At 67.1% G+C, this 21,006-nt stretch carries 19 protein-coding genes and 1 pseudogene; 3 read left to right on the top strand and 17 right to left on the bottom strand.

What is annotated here, in order from left to right:
* Window positions 1-11 precede the first annotated feature (11 nt).
* Window positions 12-1,344, bottom strand: a pseudogene (locus A5760_RS17960) (MFS transporter).
* A 100-nt stretch (window positions 1,345-1,444) separates the two neighbouring features.
* Here A5760_RS17960 and A5760_RS17965 point away from each other — a divergent pair.
* The gene (locus A5760_RS17965) at window positions 1,445-2,050 is read left to right on the top strand and encodes a YqgE/AlgH family protein (protein ID WP_064883186.1); all 606 of its coding nucleotides are present in this window, start codon (window positions 1,445-1,447) and stop codon (window positions 2,048-2,050) included.
* A gap of 21 nt (window positions 2,051-2,071) precedes the next feature.
* On the opposite strand, the gene A5760_RS17970 is transcribed toward A5760_RS17965, so the two are convergent.
* Together A5760_RS17970 and A5760_RS17975 are read right to left on the bottom strand one after the other, a co-directional pair.
* Entirely contained in the window at window positions 2,072-2,413 is a 342-nt protein-coding gene (locus A5760_RS17970) for a hypothetical protein (RefSeq protein WP_064883188.1), read from the bottom strand.
* Between the two features lie 64 nt (window positions 2,414-2,477).
* Complete coding sequence (locus A5760_RS17975; protein ID WP_064883315.1) at window positions 2,478-3,662, bottom strand: LpqN/LpqT family lipoprotein; 1,185 nt, start codon at window positions 3,660-3,662, stop codon at window positions 2,478-2,480.
* Window positions 3,663-3,846: 184 nt separating this feature from the next.
* Between A5760_RS17975 and leuS the strand changes: the two genes are divergently transcribed.
* Window positions 3,847-6,756: a leucine--tRNA ligase gene (gene leuS, locus A5760_RS17980; protein WP_064883190.1), complete on the top strand. Its 2,910-nt coding sequence runs from the start codon at window positions 3,847-3,849 to the stop codon at window positions 6,754-6,756.
* Window positions 6,757-6,763: 7 nt separating this feature from the next.
* Here the strand turns inward: leuS and A5760_RS17985 are convergent, their stop codons facing one another.
* The 14 genes from A5760_RS17985 to A5760_RS18050 all read right to left on the bottom strand — a co-directional run bounded on the left by A5760_RS17985 (window position 6,764) and on the right by A5760_RS18050 (window position 20,444).
* A complete protein-coding gene (locus tag A5760_RS17985; protein ID WP_064883192.1) occupies window positions 6,764-7,435 on the bottom strand; it encodes an SDR family oxidoreductase in 672 nt (223 codons plus the stop codon).
* Window positions 7,436-7,493: 58 nt separating this feature from the next.
* Window positions 7,494-7,997 carry a MarR family winged helix-turn-helix transcriptional regulator gene (locus A5760_RS17990; RefSeq protein ID WP_064883194.1) on the bottom strand — a complete coding sequence of 168 codons (504 nt, stop codon included), beginning with the start codon at window positions 7,995-7,997 and terminating at the stop codon, window positions 7,494-7,496.
* Between the two features lie 65 nt (window positions 7,998-8,062).
* Entirely contained in the window at window positions 8,063-8,812 is a 750-nt protein-coding gene (locus A5760_RS17995) for an amino acid ABC transporter ATP-binding protein (RefSeq protein WP_064883196.1), read from the bottom strand.
* Window positions 8,809-10,623, bottom strand: a complete 1,815-nt coding sequence (locus tag A5760_RS18000) for an ABC transporter substrate-binding protein/permease (protein WP_064883198.1) — start codon at window positions 10,621-10,623, stop codon at window positions 8,809-8,811. Before A5760_RS18000 ends, A5760_RS17995 begins: the two co-directional genes overlap by 4 nt.
* Before the next feature lie 49 nt (window positions 10,624-10,672).
* Window positions 10,673-11,413: a GntR family transcriptional regulator gene (locus A5760_RS18005; RefSeq protein ID WP_064883200.1), complete on the bottom strand. Its 741-nt coding sequence runs from the start codon at window positions 11,411-11,413 to the stop codon at window positions 10,673-10,675.
* 115 nt (window positions 11,414-11,528) lie between these two features.
* Window positions 11,529-12,341 carry an LLM class F420-dependent oxidoreductase gene (locus A5760_RS18010; protein WP_064883202.1) on the bottom strand — a complete coding sequence of 271 codons (813 nt, stop codon included), beginning with the start codon at window positions 12,339-12,341 and terminating at the stop codon, window positions 11,529-11,531.
* 15 nt (window positions 12,342-12,356) lie between these two features.
* Entirely contained in the window at window positions 12,357-13,271 is a 915-nt protein-coding gene (locus A5760_RS18015; protein WP_064883317.1) for an alpha/beta fold hydrolase, read from the bottom strand.
* A 15-nt stretch (window positions 13,272-13,286) separates the two neighbouring features.
* The gene (locus A5760_RS18020) at window positions 13,287-14,501 is read right to left on the bottom strand and encodes a DUF1214 domain-containing protein (protein WP_231122662.1); all 1,215 of its coding nucleotides are present in this window, start codon (window positions 14,499-14,501) and stop codon (window positions 13,287-13,289) included.
* The gene (locus A5760_RS18025; RefSeq protein WP_082279521.1) at window positions 14,498-15,301 is read right to left on the bottom strand and encodes a sugar phosphate isomerase/epimerase family protein; all 804 of its coding nucleotides are present in this window, start codon (window positions 15,299-15,301) and stop codon (window positions 14,498-14,500) included. Before A5760_RS18025 ends, A5760_RS18020 begins: the two co-directional genes overlap by 4 nt.
* Before the next feature lies 1 nt (window position 15,302).
* On the bottom strand, window positions 15,303-16,472 hold the full coding sequence (locus A5760_RS18030) for a sulfotransferase family protein (protein ID WP_064883208.1): 1,170 nt from the start codon (window positions 16,470-16,472) through the stop codon (window positions 15,303-15,305).
* Window positions 16,469-17,596 (bottom strand): LLM class flavin-dependent oxidoreductase, encoded by a 1,128-nt coding sequence (locus tag A5760_RS18035; protein WP_064883210.1) that lies wholly within the window; start codon window positions 17,594-17,596, stop codon window positions 16,469-16,471. Before A5760_RS18035 ends, A5760_RS18030 begins: the two co-directional genes overlap by 4 nt.
* A 113-nt stretch (window positions 17,597-17,709) precedes the next feature.
* On the bottom strand, window positions 17,710-18,810 hold the full coding sequence (locus A5760_RS18040; protein ID WP_064883212.1) for an inositol-3-phosphate synthase: 1,101 nt from the start codon (window positions 18,808-18,810) through the stop codon (window positions 17,710-17,712).
* A 55-nt stretch (window positions 18,811-18,865) separates the two neighbouring features.
* Window positions 18,866-19,408 carry a PadR family transcriptional regulator gene (locus A5760_RS18045; protein WP_003874738.1) on the bottom strand — a complete coding sequence of 181 codons (543 nt, stop codon included), beginning with the start codon at window positions 19,406-19,408 and terminating at the stop codon, window positions 18,866-18,868.
* 157 nt (window positions 19,409-19,565) lie between these two features.
* A complete protein-coding gene (locus tag A5760_RS18050) occupies window positions 19,566-20,444 on the bottom strand; it encodes a DUF1707 SHOCT-like domain-containing protein (protein ID WP_064883214.1) in 879 nt (292 codons plus the stop codon).
* A gap of 120 nt (window positions 20,445-20,564) precedes the next feature.
* Here A5760_RS18050 and A5760_RS18055 point away from each other — a divergent pair, with 120 nt between their 5' ends.
* Window positions 20,565-20,999 carry a DUF5318 family protein gene (locus A5760_RS18055; RefSeq protein ID WP_064883320.1) on the top strand — a complete coding sequence of 145 codons (435 nt, stop codon included), beginning with the start codon at window positions 20,565-20,567 and terminating at the stop codon, window positions 20,997-20,999.
* Window positions 21,000-21,006 lie beyond the last annotated feature (7 nt).

Genomic DNA, 21,006 nt, shown 5'->3' on the forward strand with positions numbered 1-21,006 from the left:
ACGTCAGTACCTTAACGATCGTTCGCTTGCTCGCCGCGGCGCCCGATGATGCTGTGCACGGCCAGGCCGATCAGGTAGAGCACCGAACCGAACAGCGCGAATGCGGGTGCGTGCCCGTCGTCGGGAATGAGGGTCCCGGCCACCGTGATCGAGACGATGAACGCGACCCAGAACAGCGCGTCCTGCACGGCGAACACATGCCCGCGAAGAGCGTCGTCGACGTCCATCTGGATCGCGGTGTCGGCGCACAGCTTGACCATCTGCCCGGTGACGCCGAGCAGGAAGCCGCACGCGACCATGACTGGCAGAAGCAGCTCGGCGCCGGCGACCTCGATGATCGCCGACGTCGCCAGCGCGCCGTTCGCCGTCGCGTAGCGCCCCCACCGGCGGATCGCGGGCGGCGTCAGGACGTTGGCCAGGAAGGCGCCCAAGCCCGCGGCGCCGAAGAACAGCAAGGCGGTGCCGAATCCGCCGCCCTCGAGGTTGGGCATGTGGTGGACCAGCAACAAGACCAGCAGCGAGTTGATGCCGATGACCATCCGGTGCGCGGCCAAGCCGGACAGGGTGGCGGCGACCGTGGGGCGCTGCGCGACCGTCCGCGCGCCGTGCAGCCAGCCGGTGATCACCGCGTAGATGACCGGCCCGTGGATCGCTCGCCAGGTGTCGTCGGGCCCCAGCACCCGCGCACCGAACCTCAAGGACAACAACAACGCGATGGACACGGGAACCGCCGTGAGGAACACGATCGCCGCGGCGCCCTTGTCGCTGGACCCGAAGATGAACCGGGGCACCAGCATGAAGTTTGCGCCGAAGAACGCCGCGATGGCCCCGGACGCGGTGGCAACCGAGTTCATCGTCACCACCTGCTCGCGCGGCACCACGTGCGGCAGCGACGCCGACAGCCCGGACCCGACGAAGCGGGCCAAGCCGTTGGCGAATAGCGCGCCCAGCAACAGCGGCAGATCACCGGCCCGCACCGCCAGAATGGTGCCGATCGCGGCGAAGAGGATCAGTCGGCCCACGTTGGCGCCGACGAGCACCAGCCGCCGATCCCATCGGTCCATCAGCGCACCAGCGAACGGACCGAGCAGCGAGTACGGCAAGAACAGAACCGTGAAGGCGCGCGCGATGGAAAGAGGATCGGCAGCCCGATCCGGGTTGAACAGCAGGGCACCGGCCAGCGCCGCCTGAAACAAACCGTCACCGAATTGGCTCGCAAGGCGCACCTGCAGCAGCCGCCAGAAATCTGGCAAATCGCGCACGGACCGCCAAATTTCGACGGGTGCACTGGACTGCATCCGGGTTGGGATCAACTAAACCGACTTCCACGATTGGGGCTGGCAGAGCTCGCGCGATCAGAGCCGTCGCAATAACAGTACAAATCTCCGTGGCGCACGCTCTCGATTGCCCTGGGCCACGATGCGCCGGATGCCATGATGGTGGGGTGCCGCCGCCGGAGGATCCAGAGGACTACGTCGCACCTGCCGCGCAACGGGTGCGGGCGGGCACTTTGCTGCTCGCCAACACCGATCTCCTCGAACCGACGTTTCGGCGCAGCGTGATCTACATCGTCGAGCACAATGACGGAGGCACGCTGGGCGTCGTCCTGAACCGCGCCAGCGAAACCGCGGTCTACAACGTGTTGCCGCAGTGGACCAAGCTGACGGCCAAGCCGAAGACGATGTTCATCGGCGGCCCGGTGAAACGTGACGCGGCGTTGTGTCTGGCGACGCTGCGTGTCGGCGCCGATCCCCAGGGCGTGCCGGGCTTGCGGCACGTGGACGGCCGGGTGGTCATGGTCGATCTGGACGCCGACCCCGACGTGATCGCGCCGCTGGTCGAAGGGGTGCGGATTTTCGCGGGGTATTCGGGCTGGACTATCGGTCAGCTGGAAGGCGAGATCGAGCGCGACGACTGGATTGTGTTGTCCGCCTTGCCATCCGACGTGCTCGTCGGACCCAGGTCCGACCTGTGGGGCCAGGTTCTGCGTCGCCAGCCACTGCCGCTCTCGCTGCTGGCAACCCACCCCGTCGATATCAGCCGGAACTAGGGCCTCTCCCCCGGCCTCAGTTCACTGGCACGACTGCGTGCAGCCGGCACAGCTGCCGGCGCAGGCGGGCGCCGGCGCTTCTTGGCGCAGCGCGAAGCGCGCACTCTGCCACGAGCCCGCGGCCAACGTTCCCAGCGCGCCGACCACACAGACGACGAGCACGACCAGCGCCGTGTCCGGGATGGCGGCCATGGCCACCGCGCCGCCGGCCGCCAACATCACCGCGGCCGCCAACTGGGTGGGCGCCATCGCGCGCAGCGCCAACGTGGTGGCGCCGAAATTCCGGTTGTGGGCAAGCGACCAGGTGCCGAACCCCGCCGAGGCCACCGCCGCACACATGCACAGCACGCCCGCAATCAGCATGGGCTCACAATACGAGCCGGGTTAGCGGCCCGCGCATCCGGCTCCGTGCCGGCGCGGCCGTCCTTTAGTGCTGCAGGAACGAGAAGTTCGGGAGCGGGGGCAGGCCCGGCACCATGGCCAACAGGCTGGGGGTGCGCTGCGGGTTCGTCGTGGGCGCCTGCGCGGGGAGCCCGACCGGGCCCGCGGGGGACGTCTGGGCCAGGGGTACCAGCGGTGCCGCGCCGGGTGCCGGGGCGGCCGGGGCGACCGGAGCCACGGCCGGTGCCGGAGCCACAGCGGGTGCCGGGGCGACCGGGGCAGCAACTGGTGCCGGGGCGGCCGGCGCGATCGGTGCCACAGCGGGTGCCGGGGCGGCAGGCGCGACGGGCGCGGCGGCGGGAGCCTGGGCGGGCAGCCCGACCGGGGAGGTGGCGGGGACCGGGGCGGCCGCGCCGGGAGCGCTCACGCGGAATCCGTTGACGATGGCGTCGGTGGCCGGTGCGTCGGCGACGCTCACCGCGCGATCGGTGGTCACCGCCAGCGACACGAGGTATTTATCGTGGCCCGATGTGGCGATGACGTGACGCCGTGACGTGTTGAGCGTCAAATCACCGTCGCGGTAGGTGCCCTCGACGATCGACGACGGGAAGCCGCCGAAATCGGTCATCGCGGCGTTGGTGGGTTGCCACGCCGGAAGCTTCTGGCTGTCGACGTAGCCGTGGGTGATGGCCTCTTTCGGGTCGAAGGTGCCGACCAGCTTGTACACCACGACCTGTGCATTCGACGAATAAATGCTGCTGCCGTGCCGGTCGGCGATGACCGCGAACGCATCCGGCACGTTGGGATCGGGCACCTGGGTCCAGCGCGCGGGCACCGGCAAGGTGATGTCGAGTGCCTTGAAGTCCTGAGGCTTTTGCGCCTCGAGTTTCACGCCCTTCGACTGCAGGAATTCGCGGATCGTTCCGGACGTAGCGGGAGCCGGAGCCGGGGCCGGCGGGGTGACCGCGGCGGGCGCCGCGGTTCCCGGGGCGGTGGCGGTGGCCGGCGGGGCGATCTGGTTGCCGGCCGGCGGAGCCGCGAGGTATCTGCTCGGCGGCACCAGCTCGGGCCCGAGGTTCTGCGGTGCCGGCGCGGGAACCGCGGGGACGGGTGCCGGCGCTGGGGGCACCGGGTCTGCCGAAGCCGTGCCGCCCGCAACAACCGCCAGGCCCATCAGGCCAGCGACCATACCGCCGAGGAGTGCCCGGTGGACGGGGACGATCTCAATCATCTGCGTCGGTCCTTCCAAAGGCGTCAGTACCAAAGCCGTCGATAGTGGCTGACTGTAACCAGAGGTCAAAGGCGGTGAACAGGCTCGAAACACACCTGGGATGAACCTCTGATCGGCGCGCAACGGAACCGAGACCAACCTGTGGCCGGCGGACTCGTCGTGTCGGCCCTTATACCCTGTTCAGGTGACCGACTCCCCGACCGCTTCGCCGGCAAGCAGTTCTGGCGCCGCCGTGCCCGACTCCGATGCGCCGCCGCATCGCTACACCGCGGCGCTGGCGGGCCGTATCGAGGGCGCGTGGCAGGAGAACTGGGCGAAGCTCGGGACGTTCAACGTGCCCAACCCGGTCGGTTCGCTGGCTCCAGCAGACGGAGCCCCGGTCCCGGACGACAAGTTGTTCGTGCAGGACATGTTTCCCTACCCGTCGGGGGAGGGGCTGCATGTCGGTCACCCGCTGGGCTACATCGCGACGGACGTATACGCCCGCTATTTCCGGATGACCGGCCGTAACGTGTTGCACGCGTTGGGATTTGACGCATTCGGGCTGCCCGCCGAGCAGTACGCGGTACAGACCGGCACCCACCCGCGCACCCGGACCGAGGCCAACGTCGTCAATTTCAAGCGCCAGCTGGGACGCCTGGGCCTCGCCCACGACAGCCGGCGCAGTTTCTCCACCACCGACGTCGAGTTCTACAAGTGGACCCAGTGGATCTTCTTGCAGATCTACAACGCCTGGTTCGACACCGCCGCCAATAAGGCCCGCCCCATCGCCGAGCTGGTCGCCGAGTTCGAGTCCGGAGCGCGCGGCCTCGAGGATGGGCGGGACTGGGCCGGGCTGTCGGTGGGGGAGCGAGCCGATGTGATCGACGGCCACCGGCTGGTCTACCGGGCCGACTCGCTGGTGAATTGGTGTCCCGGTCTGGGCACCGTGCTGGCCAACGAAGAGGTGACCGCCGACGGCCGCAGCGACCGTGGCAACTTCCCGGTGTTCCGGAAACGGTTGCGGCAGTGGATGATGCGGATCACCGCCTACTCCGATCGGCTGCTCGACGACCTCGACGTACTGGACTGGCCCGAACCGGTCAAGACCATGCAGCGCAACTGGATCGGCCGGTCCACCGGCGCCAAAGCGCTGTTCGCGGCGACCGGGAACGATGGCGAGTCGGTCGACATCGAGGTGTTCACCACCCGGCCCGACACGCTTTTCGGTGCCACCTACCTGGTGCTGGCGCCCGAGCACGACCTGGTCGACCAGTTGGTGGCGGCGGTCTGGCCGGACGGCACCGACCCGCGCTGGATGTATGGCGCCGCGACACCGGGTGAGGCCGTCGCCGCCTACCGGCAGGCGATCGGGTCGAAGTCAGACCTCGAGCGCCAGGAGAGCAAGGCCAAGACCGGCGTCTTCCTGGGCAGTTACGCGACCAATCCCACCAACGGCAAACCGGTGCCGATCTTCATCGCCGACTACGTGTTGGCCGGGTACGGCACCGGGGCGATCATGGCGGTCCCCGGCCACGACCAGCGCGACTGGGACTTCGCCCACGAGTTCGGCCTGCCGATCGTGGAAGTCATTGCCGGAGGCGACATTTCGGAGGCCGCCTACGCCGGCGACGGGGTGCTGGTCAACTCCGGCTACCTCGATGGGCTGGATGTGGCCGCAGCCAAGGAAAAGATCACCGCACGCCTGGAGGCCGAGGGTCGTGGCTGGGCGCGCATCGAATTCAAGTTGCGCGACTGGCTTTTCGCCCGCCAGCGGTACTGGGGCGAGCCGTTTCCCATCGTCTACGACGCCGACGGGCGCGCGCATGCGCTCGACGAAGCCGCATTGCCGGTCGAGCTGCCCGACGTCCCGGATTACTCGCCGGTGCTGTTCGACCCAGACGACGCCGACAGCGAGCCGTCGCCGCCGCTGGCCAAGGCGACGGAGTGGGTGCACGTCGAGCTGGACCTCGGCGACGGCCTGAAGCCCTACAGCCGGGACACCAATGTGATGCCCCAGTGGGCCGGCAGCTCGTGGTATGAACTGCGCTACACCGATCCGCATAACTCGGAACGGTTCTGCGACAAGGAGAATGAGGCCTACTGGATGGGCCCGCGGCCGGCCGAGCATGGGCCGCAGGATCCCGGTGGCGTCGACTTGTACGTCGGCGGCGCCGAACACGCGGTGCTGCACCTGCTGTATGCGCGGTTCTGGCACAAGGTCCTCTACGACCTGGGCCACGTGAGCTCTTGGGAGCCCTATCGCCGGCTGGTCAACCAGGGCTACATCCAGGCCTTCGCCTACACCGACGCGCGCGGCTCGTACGTGCCGGCCGAGGAAGTGGTCGAACGGGACGGCCGCTTCGTCTACCCCGGACCCCGGGGAGAGGTGGAAGTCTTCCAGGAGTTCGGGAAAATCGGTAAGAGCCTGAAGAATTCGATCTCACCCGACGAGATCTGCGACGACTACGGCGCCGACACCCTGCGGGTCTACGAGATGTCGATGGGCCCGCTGGAGGCCTCCCGGCCCTGGGCGACCAAGGATGTCGTAGGAGCCCACCGCTTCTTGCAGCGCGTATGGCGTTTGGTGGTCGACGAGCAGACCGGTGACACCCGCGTGGTCGACGGACCCGCACAGGAGCTGGCAACCGACACGCTTCGGGCGCTGCACCGCACCATCGCCGGAGTCGCGGAAGACTATGCCGCACTGCGTAATAACACCGCCGCTGCCAAGCTGATCGAATACACCAACCATCTCACCAAGGAGCACCGCGACGCGGTGCCCCGCGCGGCGGTCGAGCCGCTGGTACTGATGTTGGCGCCCCTGGCCCCGCACATGGCCGAGGAGTTGTGGCTGCGATTGGGCCACCAGACCCCACTGGCGCACGGCCCGTTCCCGGTCGCCGACCCCGCCTATCTGGTCGACGACACGGTGGAGTACCCGGTGCAGGTGAACGGCAAGGTGCGCGGCCGGGTGTTGGTGGCAGCCGACGCCGATCAGGACACCCTGAAGGCGGCCGCGCTCGCCGACGAAAAGGTCCAGGCGTTTTTGGCGGGCGCCGACCCGCGCAAGGTGATCGTGGTCCCCGGCCGGCTGGTCAACCTGGTCGTGTAGCGCCGCCCTACCGCCCGGCGGGCCGCAGCACCACCTCGTGCATGTGACCGTCGCGCGGGGTGGCCACCGCATGGGCGACCGCGGCTGCGACCGTTTCGGGCTTCAAGAAGTTGGCGGGGTCGTAGGTACCGCCCTCGAACTCGACGAGTTCTCGCTGCATGTCGCTGTCGGTCCGGCCCGGATAGACCGTCGTGACTCGCAACTCCGGTTCGTCGCTACGCAGCGAGTCCGCGAAGGCGCGCAACGCGAACTTGCTGGACGAATAGGAAGCCATATCCCGCGAAGCGGTGCGCCCCGCGCCGGAGTTGATGAACACCACCTGGCCGCGCGCCCGCCGCAGCGCCGGCAACAGAGCCTGCGTAAGTTCCACCGGTCCAAAGACGTTCACGGCGAAGGTGGCGCGCCACTCGTCGACGTTCGAGTCGGCGACGCTGCCGGGGATGGCCAGCCCCGCGTTGTGCACGAGCACGTCGAGCTCGTCCACAACTTCGCAGGCGGCTTCGATATCGCCGGAGTCGGTCAGGTCCAGTGGAAACGTGGTGGCGCCGAGTCGCTCCGCGACCGCGTCGAGCCGATCGGACGGCCGGCCCGCCAGCAGCAAGGTGTGCGTGGGTGCCAGCGCTGTGGCGATGGCCGATCCGATACCGCCGCCGGCGCCGGTGATGAGTGCATTGGGCATGCCCTGCAGTTTACCGACGCCGCAAACACAAGTGAAAAGCGTTGACGGATGGTTCTTTTCAGGCTTCCTTACGTGCGGGCGGCACGCCGGCGGGTCCGGACGTCGGGTCACCGGAGGCCAGCCGCTCGAGCGGCGCCAGTGCCTGCGTCAGGGTGTTGAGGTCGGACGTCGGGAGCTGGCTGAGCATCGCGGCCAGCGAGGCGCGCCGATTGGCCAGCGATTCACCGTGCACGGCCCGCCCCCGCGGGGTGATGTCCACGAGCACCGCGCGCAGGTCGGACGGATCGCGGGAACGCTTGACCAGCCCGATCTTCTCCAGCCGGCGGATCGCCACGGTCGTGGTGGGAGTCCGCACCCGTTCGTGCGCGGCGAGATCGGTCATCCGGATGGGGCCCTGGTCGAGCAGCGTGACCAGGATCGACAATTGCGCCAGGGTAAGCTCCCCGGCCGCCGCCCCGCTGGGGTCCCCACGGCGGAGAATCGCAAACAATTTGGACAGCGCTCGGTGCAAACCCTCGGCGAGCTCGGCTACCTCGGCCGGGTTCGATTCGCTGTCTGCCATAAATCGGGAGTCTATCCCGATATGAGGTGCTTACGAGGGAGCTATTGCCCACCAGTTAGTGGAGATCAAAGCACTTGGGACAAAAACCGCTGCAGCCGTTCGGTCTCTGCGGCATCGAATATCTGCTCAGGAGGGCCCGATTCCACGACCTTGCCGTGATCCATAAACACCACGGCGTCGGATGCCGACCGCGCGAAACCCATTTCGTGGGTCACCACAACCATTGTCATGCCATCGGCGCCCAGGTCCGCAATGAGTTGCAGTATTCCTTTGACCATTTCGGGATCCAGCGCCGAGGTCGCCTCGTCGAAAAACATCACCTGGGGCCCCATGGCCAGCGCGCGGGCGATCGCCACCCGCTGCTGTTGCCCGCCGGACAGCATGCTGGGGCGGGCACCGGCCTTGTGCTTCAGGCCAACTCGGTCCAGCTGCGTCATCGCCAGGTCGCGGGCCTCGTCGGCCGGCAGGCGTCGCAACTTTCGTGGTGCCATCACCACGTTGGCCAGGACGCTGAGGTGCGGGAAGAGATTGAAATGCTGGAACACCATGCCGATGCGCTGGCGCAACTCGTCGGGATCGTCGCGCAGCACCGATCGGCCATCCAGCAGAATGTCGCCACTGTCGGGCTCATACAAGCGGTTCAGCGTGCGCAGCAGTGTCGACTTGCCCGAACCGGACGGCCCGATGATCGCCACGGTGCTGCCCGCGGGTGCCTCGATATCGACGCCACGCAACACCTTGCTTCCGCCCAGGGTTTGATGAACGCCCTTGGCCGCCAGCGAAACTGACGCACGCCCGTGGATGCCGAAGGTCACGTGATCTCCTGGCCGAACGTCGCCCCGAGCAGGGCGACGTCGTCCTCTGGCGCGGCGGCTCGGCGGCCGCGGCGAAGCCGAGTGTCGATGTAGTTCACCAAATGGGTTAGCGGGATGGTCAATAGGAGGTAGAAGAGACCCGCGGCCACCAACGGTGAGAGGCTCCCGGTCTGCGCGTTGAGGTCTCGTCCCACCTGGAACAGCTCTCGCTGATCGGCGATCAGGCCGAGGAAGTAGACCAGCGCGGAGGCCTTCAACAGCCCGATGGCTTGATTGACCAGGGCGGGGAGCACGCGGCGGATGCCCTGCGGCACCACCACCAGCCGCATCGCGGTGACATAGCTGAACCCCAGCGCCCGGGACGCTTCCAGTTGTCCGGGATCGACACTTTGAATTCCGGAGCGCAGGATCTCGCCGATGTAGGCGGCGGCCATCAATCCCAGCGCGGCGATGCCGAGCGGGTAGGGGTTCTTGTTGGTCAGCCCACTGACCAACGGGCCGATGCCCATCCCGATCAGCAAGATGATCACGACTTCGGGCAGGCCCCGGAAGATGTCGGTGTACACCCGGGCCGGCCAGCGCAGCCAGCGCCGGTGCGAGATCCCCGCCATCGCCAACACCATCCCGAACGCCAGGCCGATGACCAGGGCGCTGTTGGTCAGGATCAACGTATTCGGCAGACCGGTGGTGAGCAGCATGGGAATGGCCTGCCGGTACATATCCCAGTCGAAGAATGAATCACCCAACTGGGCCAGTGGCGATTTCGGGGCGGGCGGGCCCGCGGGCGAGCGGTGTTGCTTCGCGATCGCCGCGAAGTCCGGCAGCTTGGGGATGGGCGCGGCTTTTGAGCCGGGTTTCCAGCCGGGCGGCACTGTGCGCGGCACCCATTGGGTGTACAAGTGCGCCCAGGTGCCGTCGGCGATGACGGCGTCCAGCCCGGAATTGAGCGCGTCGATCAACGGCTTGTTGCCCTTGGCGACCGCATAGGCCACGAAGTTGCCTGGGCTGTAAGTATTCGCGGCGACCACCGCCGGGTCACCCGGGCGAATGACGGTCGCGGCAAGGGTCCCCGGCGCCACCCATGCATCGATTTGGCGTGACTTCAGGCTGGCGTACAAGGTGGCAAAGCCCGGATATTTCACGGGTTGCAGATGCAACACGTCGACGACGTAGGACTCTTCGACGGTGCCTTGCACGACGCCGATCCGCTGGCCGGCCGCGAGGTCGCTGAATTTGTGGATGGCCGAGCCGGGCGGGACCACCAGCGAATAGAACCCGAAGTCGTAGCCGTTGGTGAAAGAGACGGTGTGCCGACGGGCGTCGGTCGCTTTCACCGCTGCCGAGCCGACGTCGAAGCGCCGGGAAGCGACCTGGGCGAGTAGGGCGGAAAAGTCGGTGCTGACGAAGCGGACGTGCAGACCCAGCTTGTCGGCGATGGCGCGCAGCAGTTGGTTGTCGAAGCCGCTGAATTCGCCGGTGGGATTGATGCAGATGTTGGGTGGGGCGTCCGACAGCGTGCCGACGGTCAGGACACCCGGCACGTCGAGGCCCAGGGCGCCGGCGTCGACCGCGCCGAGCGGTTCGACCGACGCCGTGGTATCCCGGTCGTCCTCACCGGTGGTCGGGTTCTCGGTCAGGTCTTTGGGCAGGGTCCGCGCGCTGTCCACGCCGGCCGGCGCGCATTGATTCCAGTCGGCGGCCGCCGGCGCGGCTGGGCCACCCAACGTGAGGCCGCACACCATCAGAACTGTCGCGGCCAGGCCGAATGCCCTTCCGCGGCGCTCGGTGTGCCGGCCCACGCGCGAATTCATCAGTGTCACCGTAACGACTGAACGGCGACGCGGCCCGCTCAGAGTCGGTTCACAGCACCAGCGATGCTTCGTCGCAGATCGTGTCCGCGTCGGCGATCACCCGCAGGGGGCCGGGAACGACCCGATCGACGTTGTCGGGCGGGATGAAGACCCGGCGCCGGAACAGTTCGGCCAGCATGGTCTGGGCCATCAGATAGGAGCGGTCGACGCAGGCGGCCCGCGCCGCCTCGGGGTCGCGGCGCTGTATCGCAGCGGTCTCGTCTTCGTAGAACGGCAGCATCTCGTCGCGCCCGCTCTGATAGGTCGTCCAGAACAGGCGGGGGACGAGATCCTGCGAGGCGCGGATCGTGGCATGCAGGCGCGGGCCGGCGTACTCCTCGTTGACGGTGCGCCGATATTCGGTGGCGATGTCGGTGAAGGCGCGCGAATCCTTGGCGGTGCGCAGCGAGCGCATCAGGGTGTCGAGCTGTCCCAGGATCCGCGGGGTGGGACTGGTCGCCGCGCGTGCGGACGCGATCCCGTTGAGCATTCCGTCGAGCTCGTGGTGTTCGAGGACGGTGGCCTCATCGAACCGTTCGACGAACGCGCCACGGTGATAACGCGTGGACACAATGCCGTCATGTTCGAGTTGGACCAGCGCCTCTTGAATGGGCACCCGGCTCACCCCCAAGCCCAGCGCAATTTCATTGCGGTCGACGCGGTCCCCAGTGCGCAGCTTCCCGGTCAACAACAGGTGGAGAATGTGCGAAACAACCAGGTCCTTTTCTTTGACCCCGTATTTCTTCGGCATCTTTTTGTTTCAGTCTCTTTCACACCCGGTTCGGCCAGCAGCGGTGAAAGCTTCTCACGAATTGACGCTCGCGTTTAGGGGTTTGACCGATGAATCTGAATATAGCGCGGCCGGTTTAACGGCTGTCGCGCCACTTGCATAGCGCTTCGGCGGCGCTCAGGTCGTAGTCCGGACCATTTACGCCGACGGTCAGCAGTGTCACGCCCAGGGCGGCAAGGCCTTCGGCGTTGGCGATCAGCCCGTCGAGGCCCTCGCCGCGGCCCACGCCGCTGTTGTTCTCGACCCCGGCCGACCGTTCGATGGTGAACGGGTCGCGCCCGACGGCGGCGCAATGTTGTTCCAGCACGTCGGCAGCCCCCGGATAGGTCTCGACGGTGGTGAAGCCGTGCCAGATATCGGCGTATTCGGCGACCATGCGCAACGTCTTCCGCGGGCCCTTGCCGCCGATGAGGATCGGGATGTCGCGGGTGGGAGCCGGGTTCAGTTTGGCCAGCCGCGCGTTGATCCGGGGCAATGCGGTCGCCAGGTCGTCAAGGCGGCTGCCGGCGGTGCCGAATTCGTAGCCGTACTCGTCGTAGTCCTTTTGTTTCCAACCCGAACCGATGCCGAGGATGAGCCGACCGTTGGAAATGTGGTCGACGGTACGGGCCATATCGGCCAGCAGCTCCGGATTGCGGTAGGAGTTGCACGTGACCAGCGCGCCGATCTGGATGCGCGACGTCTGCTCGGCCCAGGCCCCGAGCATCGTCCAGCATTCGAAATGCGCACCGTCGGGATCGCCGTAGAGCGGGAAGAAGTGATCCCAGTTGAACGCGACGTCGACGCCGATGTCCTCACAGCGGCGCACGGCGTCACGCATTTGGCCGTATTGCGGAGCGTGTTGCGGCTGCAGCTGGACACCGATACGGATCGGGAACTCAGAAGTCATTACCCCACCGTAGGCTCAGCGTGCGTCGAGCACTCCACGCAGAAGGTCGATCAGCGCACGCGGCTGGTCGCTTTGCACGGAATGGCCCGAATTCTCCACGACGTGCGCGGAGCGGAAATGCTTTGCGCGACGGGCTAGCTCGGCGGCGTCGTCGTCGCTGACGAAGCCCGACGTGCCACCGCGCACCAGCGTCACGGGCGCGGACAATGCATCGACGTCGTCCCACAGGCCGGCGAAGTCGGGGAAGGTGCGGATGGCGTCATAGCGCCACGTCCACTGGCCGTTCTCCAGCTTGCGCGAGTTGTGGAACACCCCGCGGCGCAGCGCCTTCACCTCCCGGTGCGGCGCAGCCGCGACCGTCAAGTCGAGCATGGCCTGGAAGCTGGGAAATTCGCGTTCGCCGTGCATCAGAGCCACGGTGCCCTGTTGCTCCTTGGTCATCTCGGAATGCCGTTGCAGCGCCGACGGGGTGACGTCGATCAGCACCAGTTCTTTGACCAGTTCGGGTGCCACCGCGCCCAGCCGGATCGCGGTCAGTCCGCCCAGCGACATGCCGACGACGAGGTCGGCCGACGCGGCGTGTTCACGCAGGATCGGCAGCAAGGTGTCGGCGTTGTGCTGCGGTGAGTAGTCGCCGTCCTCGCGCCAGGCGGAGTGGCCGTGGCCGGGAAGGTCGACCGCCAGCGCGGGTTCACCGAGGCCGACGATGATGGTGTCCCAGGTGTGTGCGTTCTGCCCGCCGCCGTGCACGAACACGATCCGCGGGGGAGTGCTGCCCCAGCGCAGGGCGCTGATTCTGCTTTCGCCCGTGCCGGACTCGACGCGCTCGGCGTCGGGCAGAGGACCGGAGACCCCGGCCTGCTCGGCGTTTTCGGACAGCAGCGAGAATTCGGACAGCCCGGCCAGTTCGTCCTCGGAGATCTCGGTCACGATCTTTGACACTAGCTATAGGACGTAGCGGCGGCGAACACCATGGAAGCGCTGCCACATCGCGGCGGCGCGCTCCGGCGCGCTCACTATGGCGGTTTCCTCGGGCAGGGCGCCCAGCAGTGCGTCGTGCTTGACCACTCGGGTGTCCAGCACGGCGGGTTCGCCCTCGAGCATGTGCCGGTAGGTGAGGTTGCCGCGTTCGAAGCCCTGGGTGTCCAGCCAGTTGTGCACGCCCGGATCACGGTGAGCCATAACCAGGCGGATGCGGCCGTCGCGGTCGACCTTGGTGCGGCTAGGCGTGTAGCTGACCGGGCGGTACAGGTAGTCCATGCTGTTGAAGAAAACACCCATGTTGGTGAACATCCAGAGCCCGTCATGGGCGTGGAACTCGACGATGAGCGCCTCGTCGGCCGCGAGCTCCCAGTACATGTTGGCGGCGGCCCGGCCGCGTTTGTTGTCGGCGTCGGTGGCGCCGACGCGCGGGAACGTGTTGGGGTGCCCGGCGTCGACGCCGCCGTAGTTGAAGGGGAATTCGGGCCAATCGGACATCAGGCCGGTGACGAAATCGCCGGCCCAGCGCATCGCGTCGACCATGTCGGTGGGGGTGGGCAACGGCTTGGGGGAGGCCATGTCGACGCGTTCGATGCGCAGCTGCGCCGGCGATTCGTCCCAGCGGTCAAACCCCTGGCGGATGAACAGTTTTCGAGACTCCGGTGTGGTGGGCAGCCAGTTCGGCCCGCGTTCGGGGCCTCCGATGTAAAGCTCGAATCGCCCGTCTTCGCCGATGTCGAGTTGGTGGCCGAGCAGATTGGCTTCCGGTGTGTCGCCGAATGGCTCGTGCAGGACGCCCGGGCCAGGCGTGCGTCGTCCCTGCACGGTGACGTTGAAAAAGCGTGAGGTGCCGCGGGTGCCGGTGAGCCGGTAGGTGGAGTGCCCGTCGATCCATGCCTGTTGATACGTGAAGTCGGCGCAGTCCCCGCCGAGCTTGCGGGTGGGGCCGCAGAAGGCGTGCAGCACCGGGTAGCCGGTGTCGCGGGTCTCGAGCGCCAGATCGAAGGCCTGGCCGAGGTTTTGGGTGAGAAATCGGTATGCGTCGACGCGCTGCGATGGGGCGGCGGGGTTGGCGTCTTTGAACACCTGCCGGCCCGCGCGCTCCAGCTGGGCACAGAATTCGGTCCAGGCCGATTGCAGTGCCGCGTCGTCGGAGGCGTCGCCGAAACCCATTGTCATGCACCCAATCTGTTCAGCATCGCGCTGACGACGTCGCAGGCGCGCCGCGCGGCTTGCGGGCGGCCCTCCGCGTCGATGCGGGGCCCGATCAGTTCCAGGTCGAATCCGTGCGCGTAGCCGCCGGCGAGCGCCTTGGTGACGAACGCTTCGAGCGGGATCGCACCGTCGCCGGGCACCGCGCGACCCGGGAGCGCCCGGTCACCCAGCACGTAATCGCTGAGCTGGATGAGCTCGGTTCGTGGCAATGCCCGCTGCACCATCGCTTCGAAATCACCTTCCGCCCAGCAGTGGAACAGCTCGATACAGATTCCGAGTCCGCTCATCTCGGCCAATGCGACGGTGTCGCGCAGGGTATGCGCCAGATGAATGTCGGCGTAGAGGCTCGACGCGTTCTCGATCGCCAGCGCCACCCCCGCCCGCCTCGCGTGCTTGACGCAGGGAGCGATCATGGCGGTGAAGCGATCGGCAGCCTGCGGCCAGGTCAGTGCGCCCCGGCCGCCGGTGAGCATGTAGACCACCCGCGCGCCCACTGCGGCCGCGGCATCGATCACGGCCAACAGCGCATCCCGCGCCGCGGTCTCGGGTGTGTCGAGCCGGCCACCACCGAAGATGTGGCACACCGCCTCCACGGTGTAGTTGTTGCGCTGCAACAGCTTTGGAAATTGCGGGTCGAGCAGCTCGCTGTCCAAGACGCTGAGCCGCGACACACCGAGGGCCGCCCAATGCTGTGCCACCTCGGCCAGCGGCGCGCCGGAGAAGGTTACGTCGTGGACCGACAGGCGTTTGTGCGGCGCCGTCACGTCAGCCACGGGTTTCGATCTCGACATCAAATCGCTCACGGAATGGCCGGAATTCGGCATGCAGCGCATCGAGGTCTTCGCCGATGTCGATCAGCAGCTGGGTGGAGTAGCGGAACTTGCCGTAGCGGTCGCCGCGGTTGTTGGCCAGGTAGTAGCGCATCGCCGATTCGGCCTCGGGCGTGAGTTGGCGCCCGGCGAACTCGTAATACCGCCGGACGGTGGCGATTTGATCGGCGACGAAGTCGGTGTAACGGATGTGCAGGATGCGCGGATCGTCGACCATGGGGTTACTCATGGTGTTGGCGACGCCATCGCGCGTCAACTCCAGATGCATCTTCGCCAGGGCGTGCAGGTCGACGGGACCCACCATGCCTTCGGCGATGTCGGCCATCATCATCGTGCGTGAGGCCGCGACCTGCACCGGGTCGCGGTGCAGCCAGACCAGGGTGGCGTCGGGGTAGGCGTCGAACATCTCCTTGAGCCGGAATCCGTGAAACCCCTTCAGCACCCAGTATTTTGGGGGCCGTTGATATTGCAGTTGTTGCAGCATGGCCTTGTGCAGCCGGTACTGCGCGGCCGGGTCGGTTGCCAGACCGCCGACCAGCGACTGCATGGGTACCCGCCACCACGCGGTCGGCGTCATGACCCGGAAGTCGAACGCCCAGGTGCGCTCGTCTTCGGGAAGGCCGTCGCCCAGCATGTCGTTGTAGGGGTGGCTGTGCAGCCACTTCGGCATCTTGGCGTTGATCTCACGCCAGTCCGCGTCGGCGCGCGCCCGGCGGTCGTCATCGGGTGCGGCCAGCCCCGGCGGCGGGCAGGGATACATCACCTCCCAGAACCGCAGAGCGCGGGCGTGCGGGTCGACGGACATCAGTGCATGCATCAGCGTTGTGCCCGAACGGGGTTCGCCCGTGACGAACATCGGCGAGTCGATCACCTCATCGCCGATCGGGTAGCGGTTGCGGTCTTCGATGAGTTCGAGGCGCGACGTCAGCAGCCAACGACACACCTGCGCGGCTTCGAAGCGGCCATCGGCATCCATGCCCAGACCGTTGAGGTGGTCGACGGCGACGGCGAAGCGTTCGGGCAACGTGGGATCGCCGTAGTCGCGCAGCCCGGTCTCCGCCTCGGCGGCCGCGAGCATCTGCGCGGCGTCCAAACGTGTTGTCACGACAGGTCTCCGCACAGCCGCATCAGTTCGTCCTCGGCCGCCCGGACGTTGGCCGCCGAAGCCTGCGCGTATTTCACGCCGGCCATGGCGCCGTAGTCGAGGATCTTGGGCACGCGCAGGCCGGCATCGACGTATGTCTTGACGATCTTGGCGACTTCTTTCGGCGTCCCATGGGGTACGACGGCCAGGACCATCTCGGGTCGCACGTTGTCCAGGAACTGCACGATCCGCTCCCGGGTGAGCACGTTCGGGTCGATGTCCTGGAATCCGCGCCAGCTCTCGCCCATGGGGTGTTCGAATCCGAAGTCGTGCAACGTCTTTGCGGAGACCTGCAGCAGAAAGGCCTTTACCAGGGGGGCCAGCAGGATCTCGGCGAGGGCGGCGTCGTCCGCGCCGATGAGGCAGACCTGGATAAAGCAGGGGGTGATCGCCATCGGGTCGCGGCCGGCGCGGTCTGCCGATGCCCTTACCGCGGCGAGCATCTGGGCGTAGTGCTCGGGCGTCCAGGCGCCCGCCGGCCACCACCCGTCGGCGTAGCGGCCCGCGATGTCGAGCATCCGTGGGCCGCTGGCGCCGATCCAGATCGGGGGTAGCCGGCCCTCGTAGGGTTCGGTGTCCAGGCGGGCATGATGCAGCGAATAGAACTGGCCGTCGAAGTCGACCGGGCCGTCGCCGCGCCACAGCAGCTGGATCACCGCCAGCGCTTCCTCGAAACGGCTGACCGAACGCGAGAAGTCGAAGCCGTAGGGCAGCGTGTTTTCGCTCTCGCCGCTGCCCAGCCCCAGGATGAAACGCCCCTTGGCGAGGTGATCGATGGTCAGTGCCGTCTGCGCGAGCATGGCGGGATGGCGGCGCACGGTGTCGACCACGGCGCTGACCAGAGGAACCCGCTCGGTCAGCACGGCCGCCGCGGCCGCCACCGCGAGCCCGTCCAGGTGGCGATGCGGCGACGGGGAAGCGGTGGCCAGGTCGGTGAACTCGGGAGTCCAGATCGAGTCCGGCCAGAAGCTGACCATGTGATCGGGCAGCCAGATGGAGTGGTAGCGGCCGCTGTCGAGTCCCGCAAGCCCGGACAGGTCAAGGGGGAGAGTGGTGCGCAGGAACGCTGCGGGTTGAACGGTCATCGAGACATGATGCTAAGCACCTGCACAGCATTCTGTCGATGAAGATGCCGCCCGCAACCGAACTGGCCCGCCACCATCGAGGTGACGGGCCAGTTCGGTCGAGCAGACGATGACTAGTCTGCGCCGATGATGAACTCTTCGAGCTGGGTGCGCGCGACGTCGTCGGGCAGCTGCTGCGGCGGGCTCTTCATCAGGTACGCCGACGCCGGGATCACCGGGCCGCCGATGCCGCGGTCCTTCGCGATCTTGGCGGCGCGCACCGCGTCGATGATGACGCCCGCGGAGTTCGGCGAGTCCCAGACCTCGAGCTTGTACTCCAGGTTCAGCGGCACGTCACCGAAGGCGCGGCCCTCGAGACGGACGTAGGCCCACTTGCGGTCGTCGAGCCAGCCGACGTGGTCGGACGGGCCGATGTGCACGTCGCGGGTCTTGAACTCGCGCTGCACGTTGGAGGTCACGGCCTGCGTCTTGGAGATCTTCTTGGACTCCAGCCGCTCGCGCTCGAGCATGTTGAGGAAGTCCATGTTGCCGCCGACGTTGAGCTGCATGGTGCGGTCCAGCTGCACGCCGCGGTCCTCGAACAGCTTGGCCATCACGCGGTGGGTGATGGTCGCGCCGACCTGGCTCTTGATGTCGTCGCCCACGATCGGCACGCCGGCGTCGACGAACTTCTTGGCCCACACCGGGTCCGAGGCGATGAACACCGGCAGCGCGTTGACGAACGCCACGTCGGCGTCGATGGCGCACTGGGCGTAGAACTTGTCGGCCTCTTCGGAGCCCACCGGCAGGTAGGAGACCAGGACGTCGACGTTGGCCTCGCGCAGCGCCTGGACCACGTCGACGGCCTCGACGTCGGACATTTCGATGGTGTCGGCGTAGTACTTGCCGATGCCGTCCAGCGTCGGGCCGCGCTGCACCGTCACGTTGGTGGGCGGCACGTCGGCGATCTTGATGGTGTTGTTCTCCGACGCGAAGATCGCCTCGGACAGGTCGAAGCCGACCTTCTTGGCATCCACGTCGAATGCCGCGACGAACTTCACGTCGCGGACGTGGTACTGACCGAACTTCACGTGCATCAAGCCGGGCACGGTGCTGTTCGCGTCGGCGTCGTAGTAGTACTGCACGCCCTGAACCAGCGAAGACGCGCAGTTACCGACGCCGACAATGGCGACTCGTACCTCCGTCGACGCCTGCGGCGCGTTCTGCTCACTCATATGGGCGTTCTCCTAACCTCTAACCACTGACTGGATGCTGGGTTCGTGCAGGGATTTACGTTTGCTCGGAGAGGCCGGGCATAGCCCGCTCCGCAGCAATGAGCTCGTTGAGCCACTTGACTTCGCGCTCGCTGGACTCGAGCCCCAATTGATGAAGCTGACGGGTGTAGCGGTCGAACGAGCTACTGGCCCGCGCCACGGCTTCACGCAGGCCTTCCCGTCGTTCCTCGACCTGACGGCGGCGGCCTTCCAGAATGCGCATCCGCGCCTCTGCCGGAGTCCGGTTGAAGAACGCCAGGTGTACCCCGAAGCCGTCGTCGGTGTAGTTGTGCGGACCGGTGTCGGCCACCAGCTCACCGAAGCGCCGGCGGCCCTCGTCGGTCAGCTGGTAGACGCGCCGGGCCCGCCGGACCGGCGTCCCGGCCGGGGCGGCATCCTCGGCAATCAACCCTTCGGCCTGCATGCGCCGGAGGGCGGGGTAGAGCGATCCGTACGAAAACGCCCGGAACGCACCGAGGAGACCGGTCAGCCGCTTGCGCAACTCATAGCCGTGCATGGGCGACTCGATCAGGAGACCCAGGATGGCAAGCTCCAGCAATCGAATCACCTCCCTGAAAAAGATTTGCGTGGCTGGTTACGACGGTTCGACGCCTCGCGCAATCGTATCGTCTCGATATATTAGCCACAACACCACTGAGTGTTGGTTTGTCGTTCGTCACAGTGCAGGGGTGTGAAATAAGCCCCGGGACCGGGCTTTACGTGGGCAGACTCATCTGCTTGACGGTGCCGTCGCCCGCGAAGGTGATATGCCCGCCCCCGTAGTCGCTCGAGACATACAGCGACAGCGAGAGCGCACCCGGTGTGGTCGGGTCGGTGGCCGGTTCGACGATCAGGTACGTGGATTTCACGTCGGACGGCCTCATGTGCAGCGTTTCGGGGGCGCCGCGCATGATGCCAACGGTCTTCGTCACGTCGAATTTGCTCAGGTCGACGGGGACGGGGGCGTCCGAGGAACTCTTGGCCGAACTGGTCGGATCGCCCCAGCCGCCGCGGTAGGTATAGGCCAGCATCCGGCGGTCGTCGGAGGGGTCCGGGCGGTCCAACACCGCGTAGGTCGGGTAGATCACCAACCGGTAGCCGACGGTGTCCCCCAGGCGCTTGCGCATCTGCTCGAACAGCCCGGTGAGCCCGCCGACCGAGTGCAGCTGGGTGGGCGGCGTCAGCACCACGGCCGCCACACCGTCGGGCTTGGCCCCCGGGTCGGTGGTGAAGTCAATCGGCGAGCGCGTGTTCCCGTACAGCCCCCAGCCGATGCCCACGCCCAGCAACACCGACACGACGAAGGCGGCGGCCGGCACCCCCCAGCCGCTGACTCGAGGCAGCTTGGGCCGAGAGTCGAGGGCGGGCAGTTGCCGCCCGGCGTCGGTCTGCAGGTCGTTCACGAGGGCGTGCAAGTCGCCCAGCGTCACCGCCTGGGTGGCCGCGCTGACCCGCTCCCGGTGCTCTTCGGCGGAGAGCTCGCCGTCGGCCAGGGCGTCATCGAGGACCGCGCAGGTGTCTTGGCGGTCACTGTCCTTGGCGCGGGTCGTCGTTGTCGCCCCGCCTCCCAGCGGTGCCCCGAGCCATTTCGCCACGGGGATGATCGTAGAAGTCCGCGTCCGGTTTGGCGCAGAAACCACCTCCGATTGCCCGGCACGGACCGCCACGGTTCGGTTGCGTATCACTGGTCGGGATGGCGACGTACTCTGGTGGGCGTGCGACTGCAGCGACAAGTGGTGGACTACGCGCTCCGACGGCGCTCACTGCTGGCCCAGGTGTACTCGGGCCGCACCGGTGTGTCCGAGGTTTGTGACGCGAACCCGTATCTGCTGCGCGCCGCCAAGTTTCACGGGAAACCGAGTCAGGTCATGTGCCCGATCTGCCGCAAGGAGCAGCTGACGCTGGTGTCGTGGGTGTTCGGCGAGCACCTCGGTGCGGTGTCGGGCTCGGCGCGCACGGCCGAAGAATTGGTGATGCTGGCCACCCGCTTCGAGGAGTTCGCCGTCCACGTGGTTGAGGTGTGCCGGACCTGCAGCTGGAACCATCTCGTCAAGTCATATGTGCTCGGCGCGGCGCGCACGGCACCCCCTCCCAGGGGCACCGGACGCACGCGGACGGCGCGCAACAACGCCCGCACGGCCATTGAATAACGAAGGA

It is taken from the genome of Mycobacterium colombiense (assembly GCF_001665835.1).
Lineage (GTDB): Bacteria > Actinomycetota > Actinomycetes > Mycobacteriales > Mycobacteriaceae > Mycobacterium > Mycobacterium colombiense_A.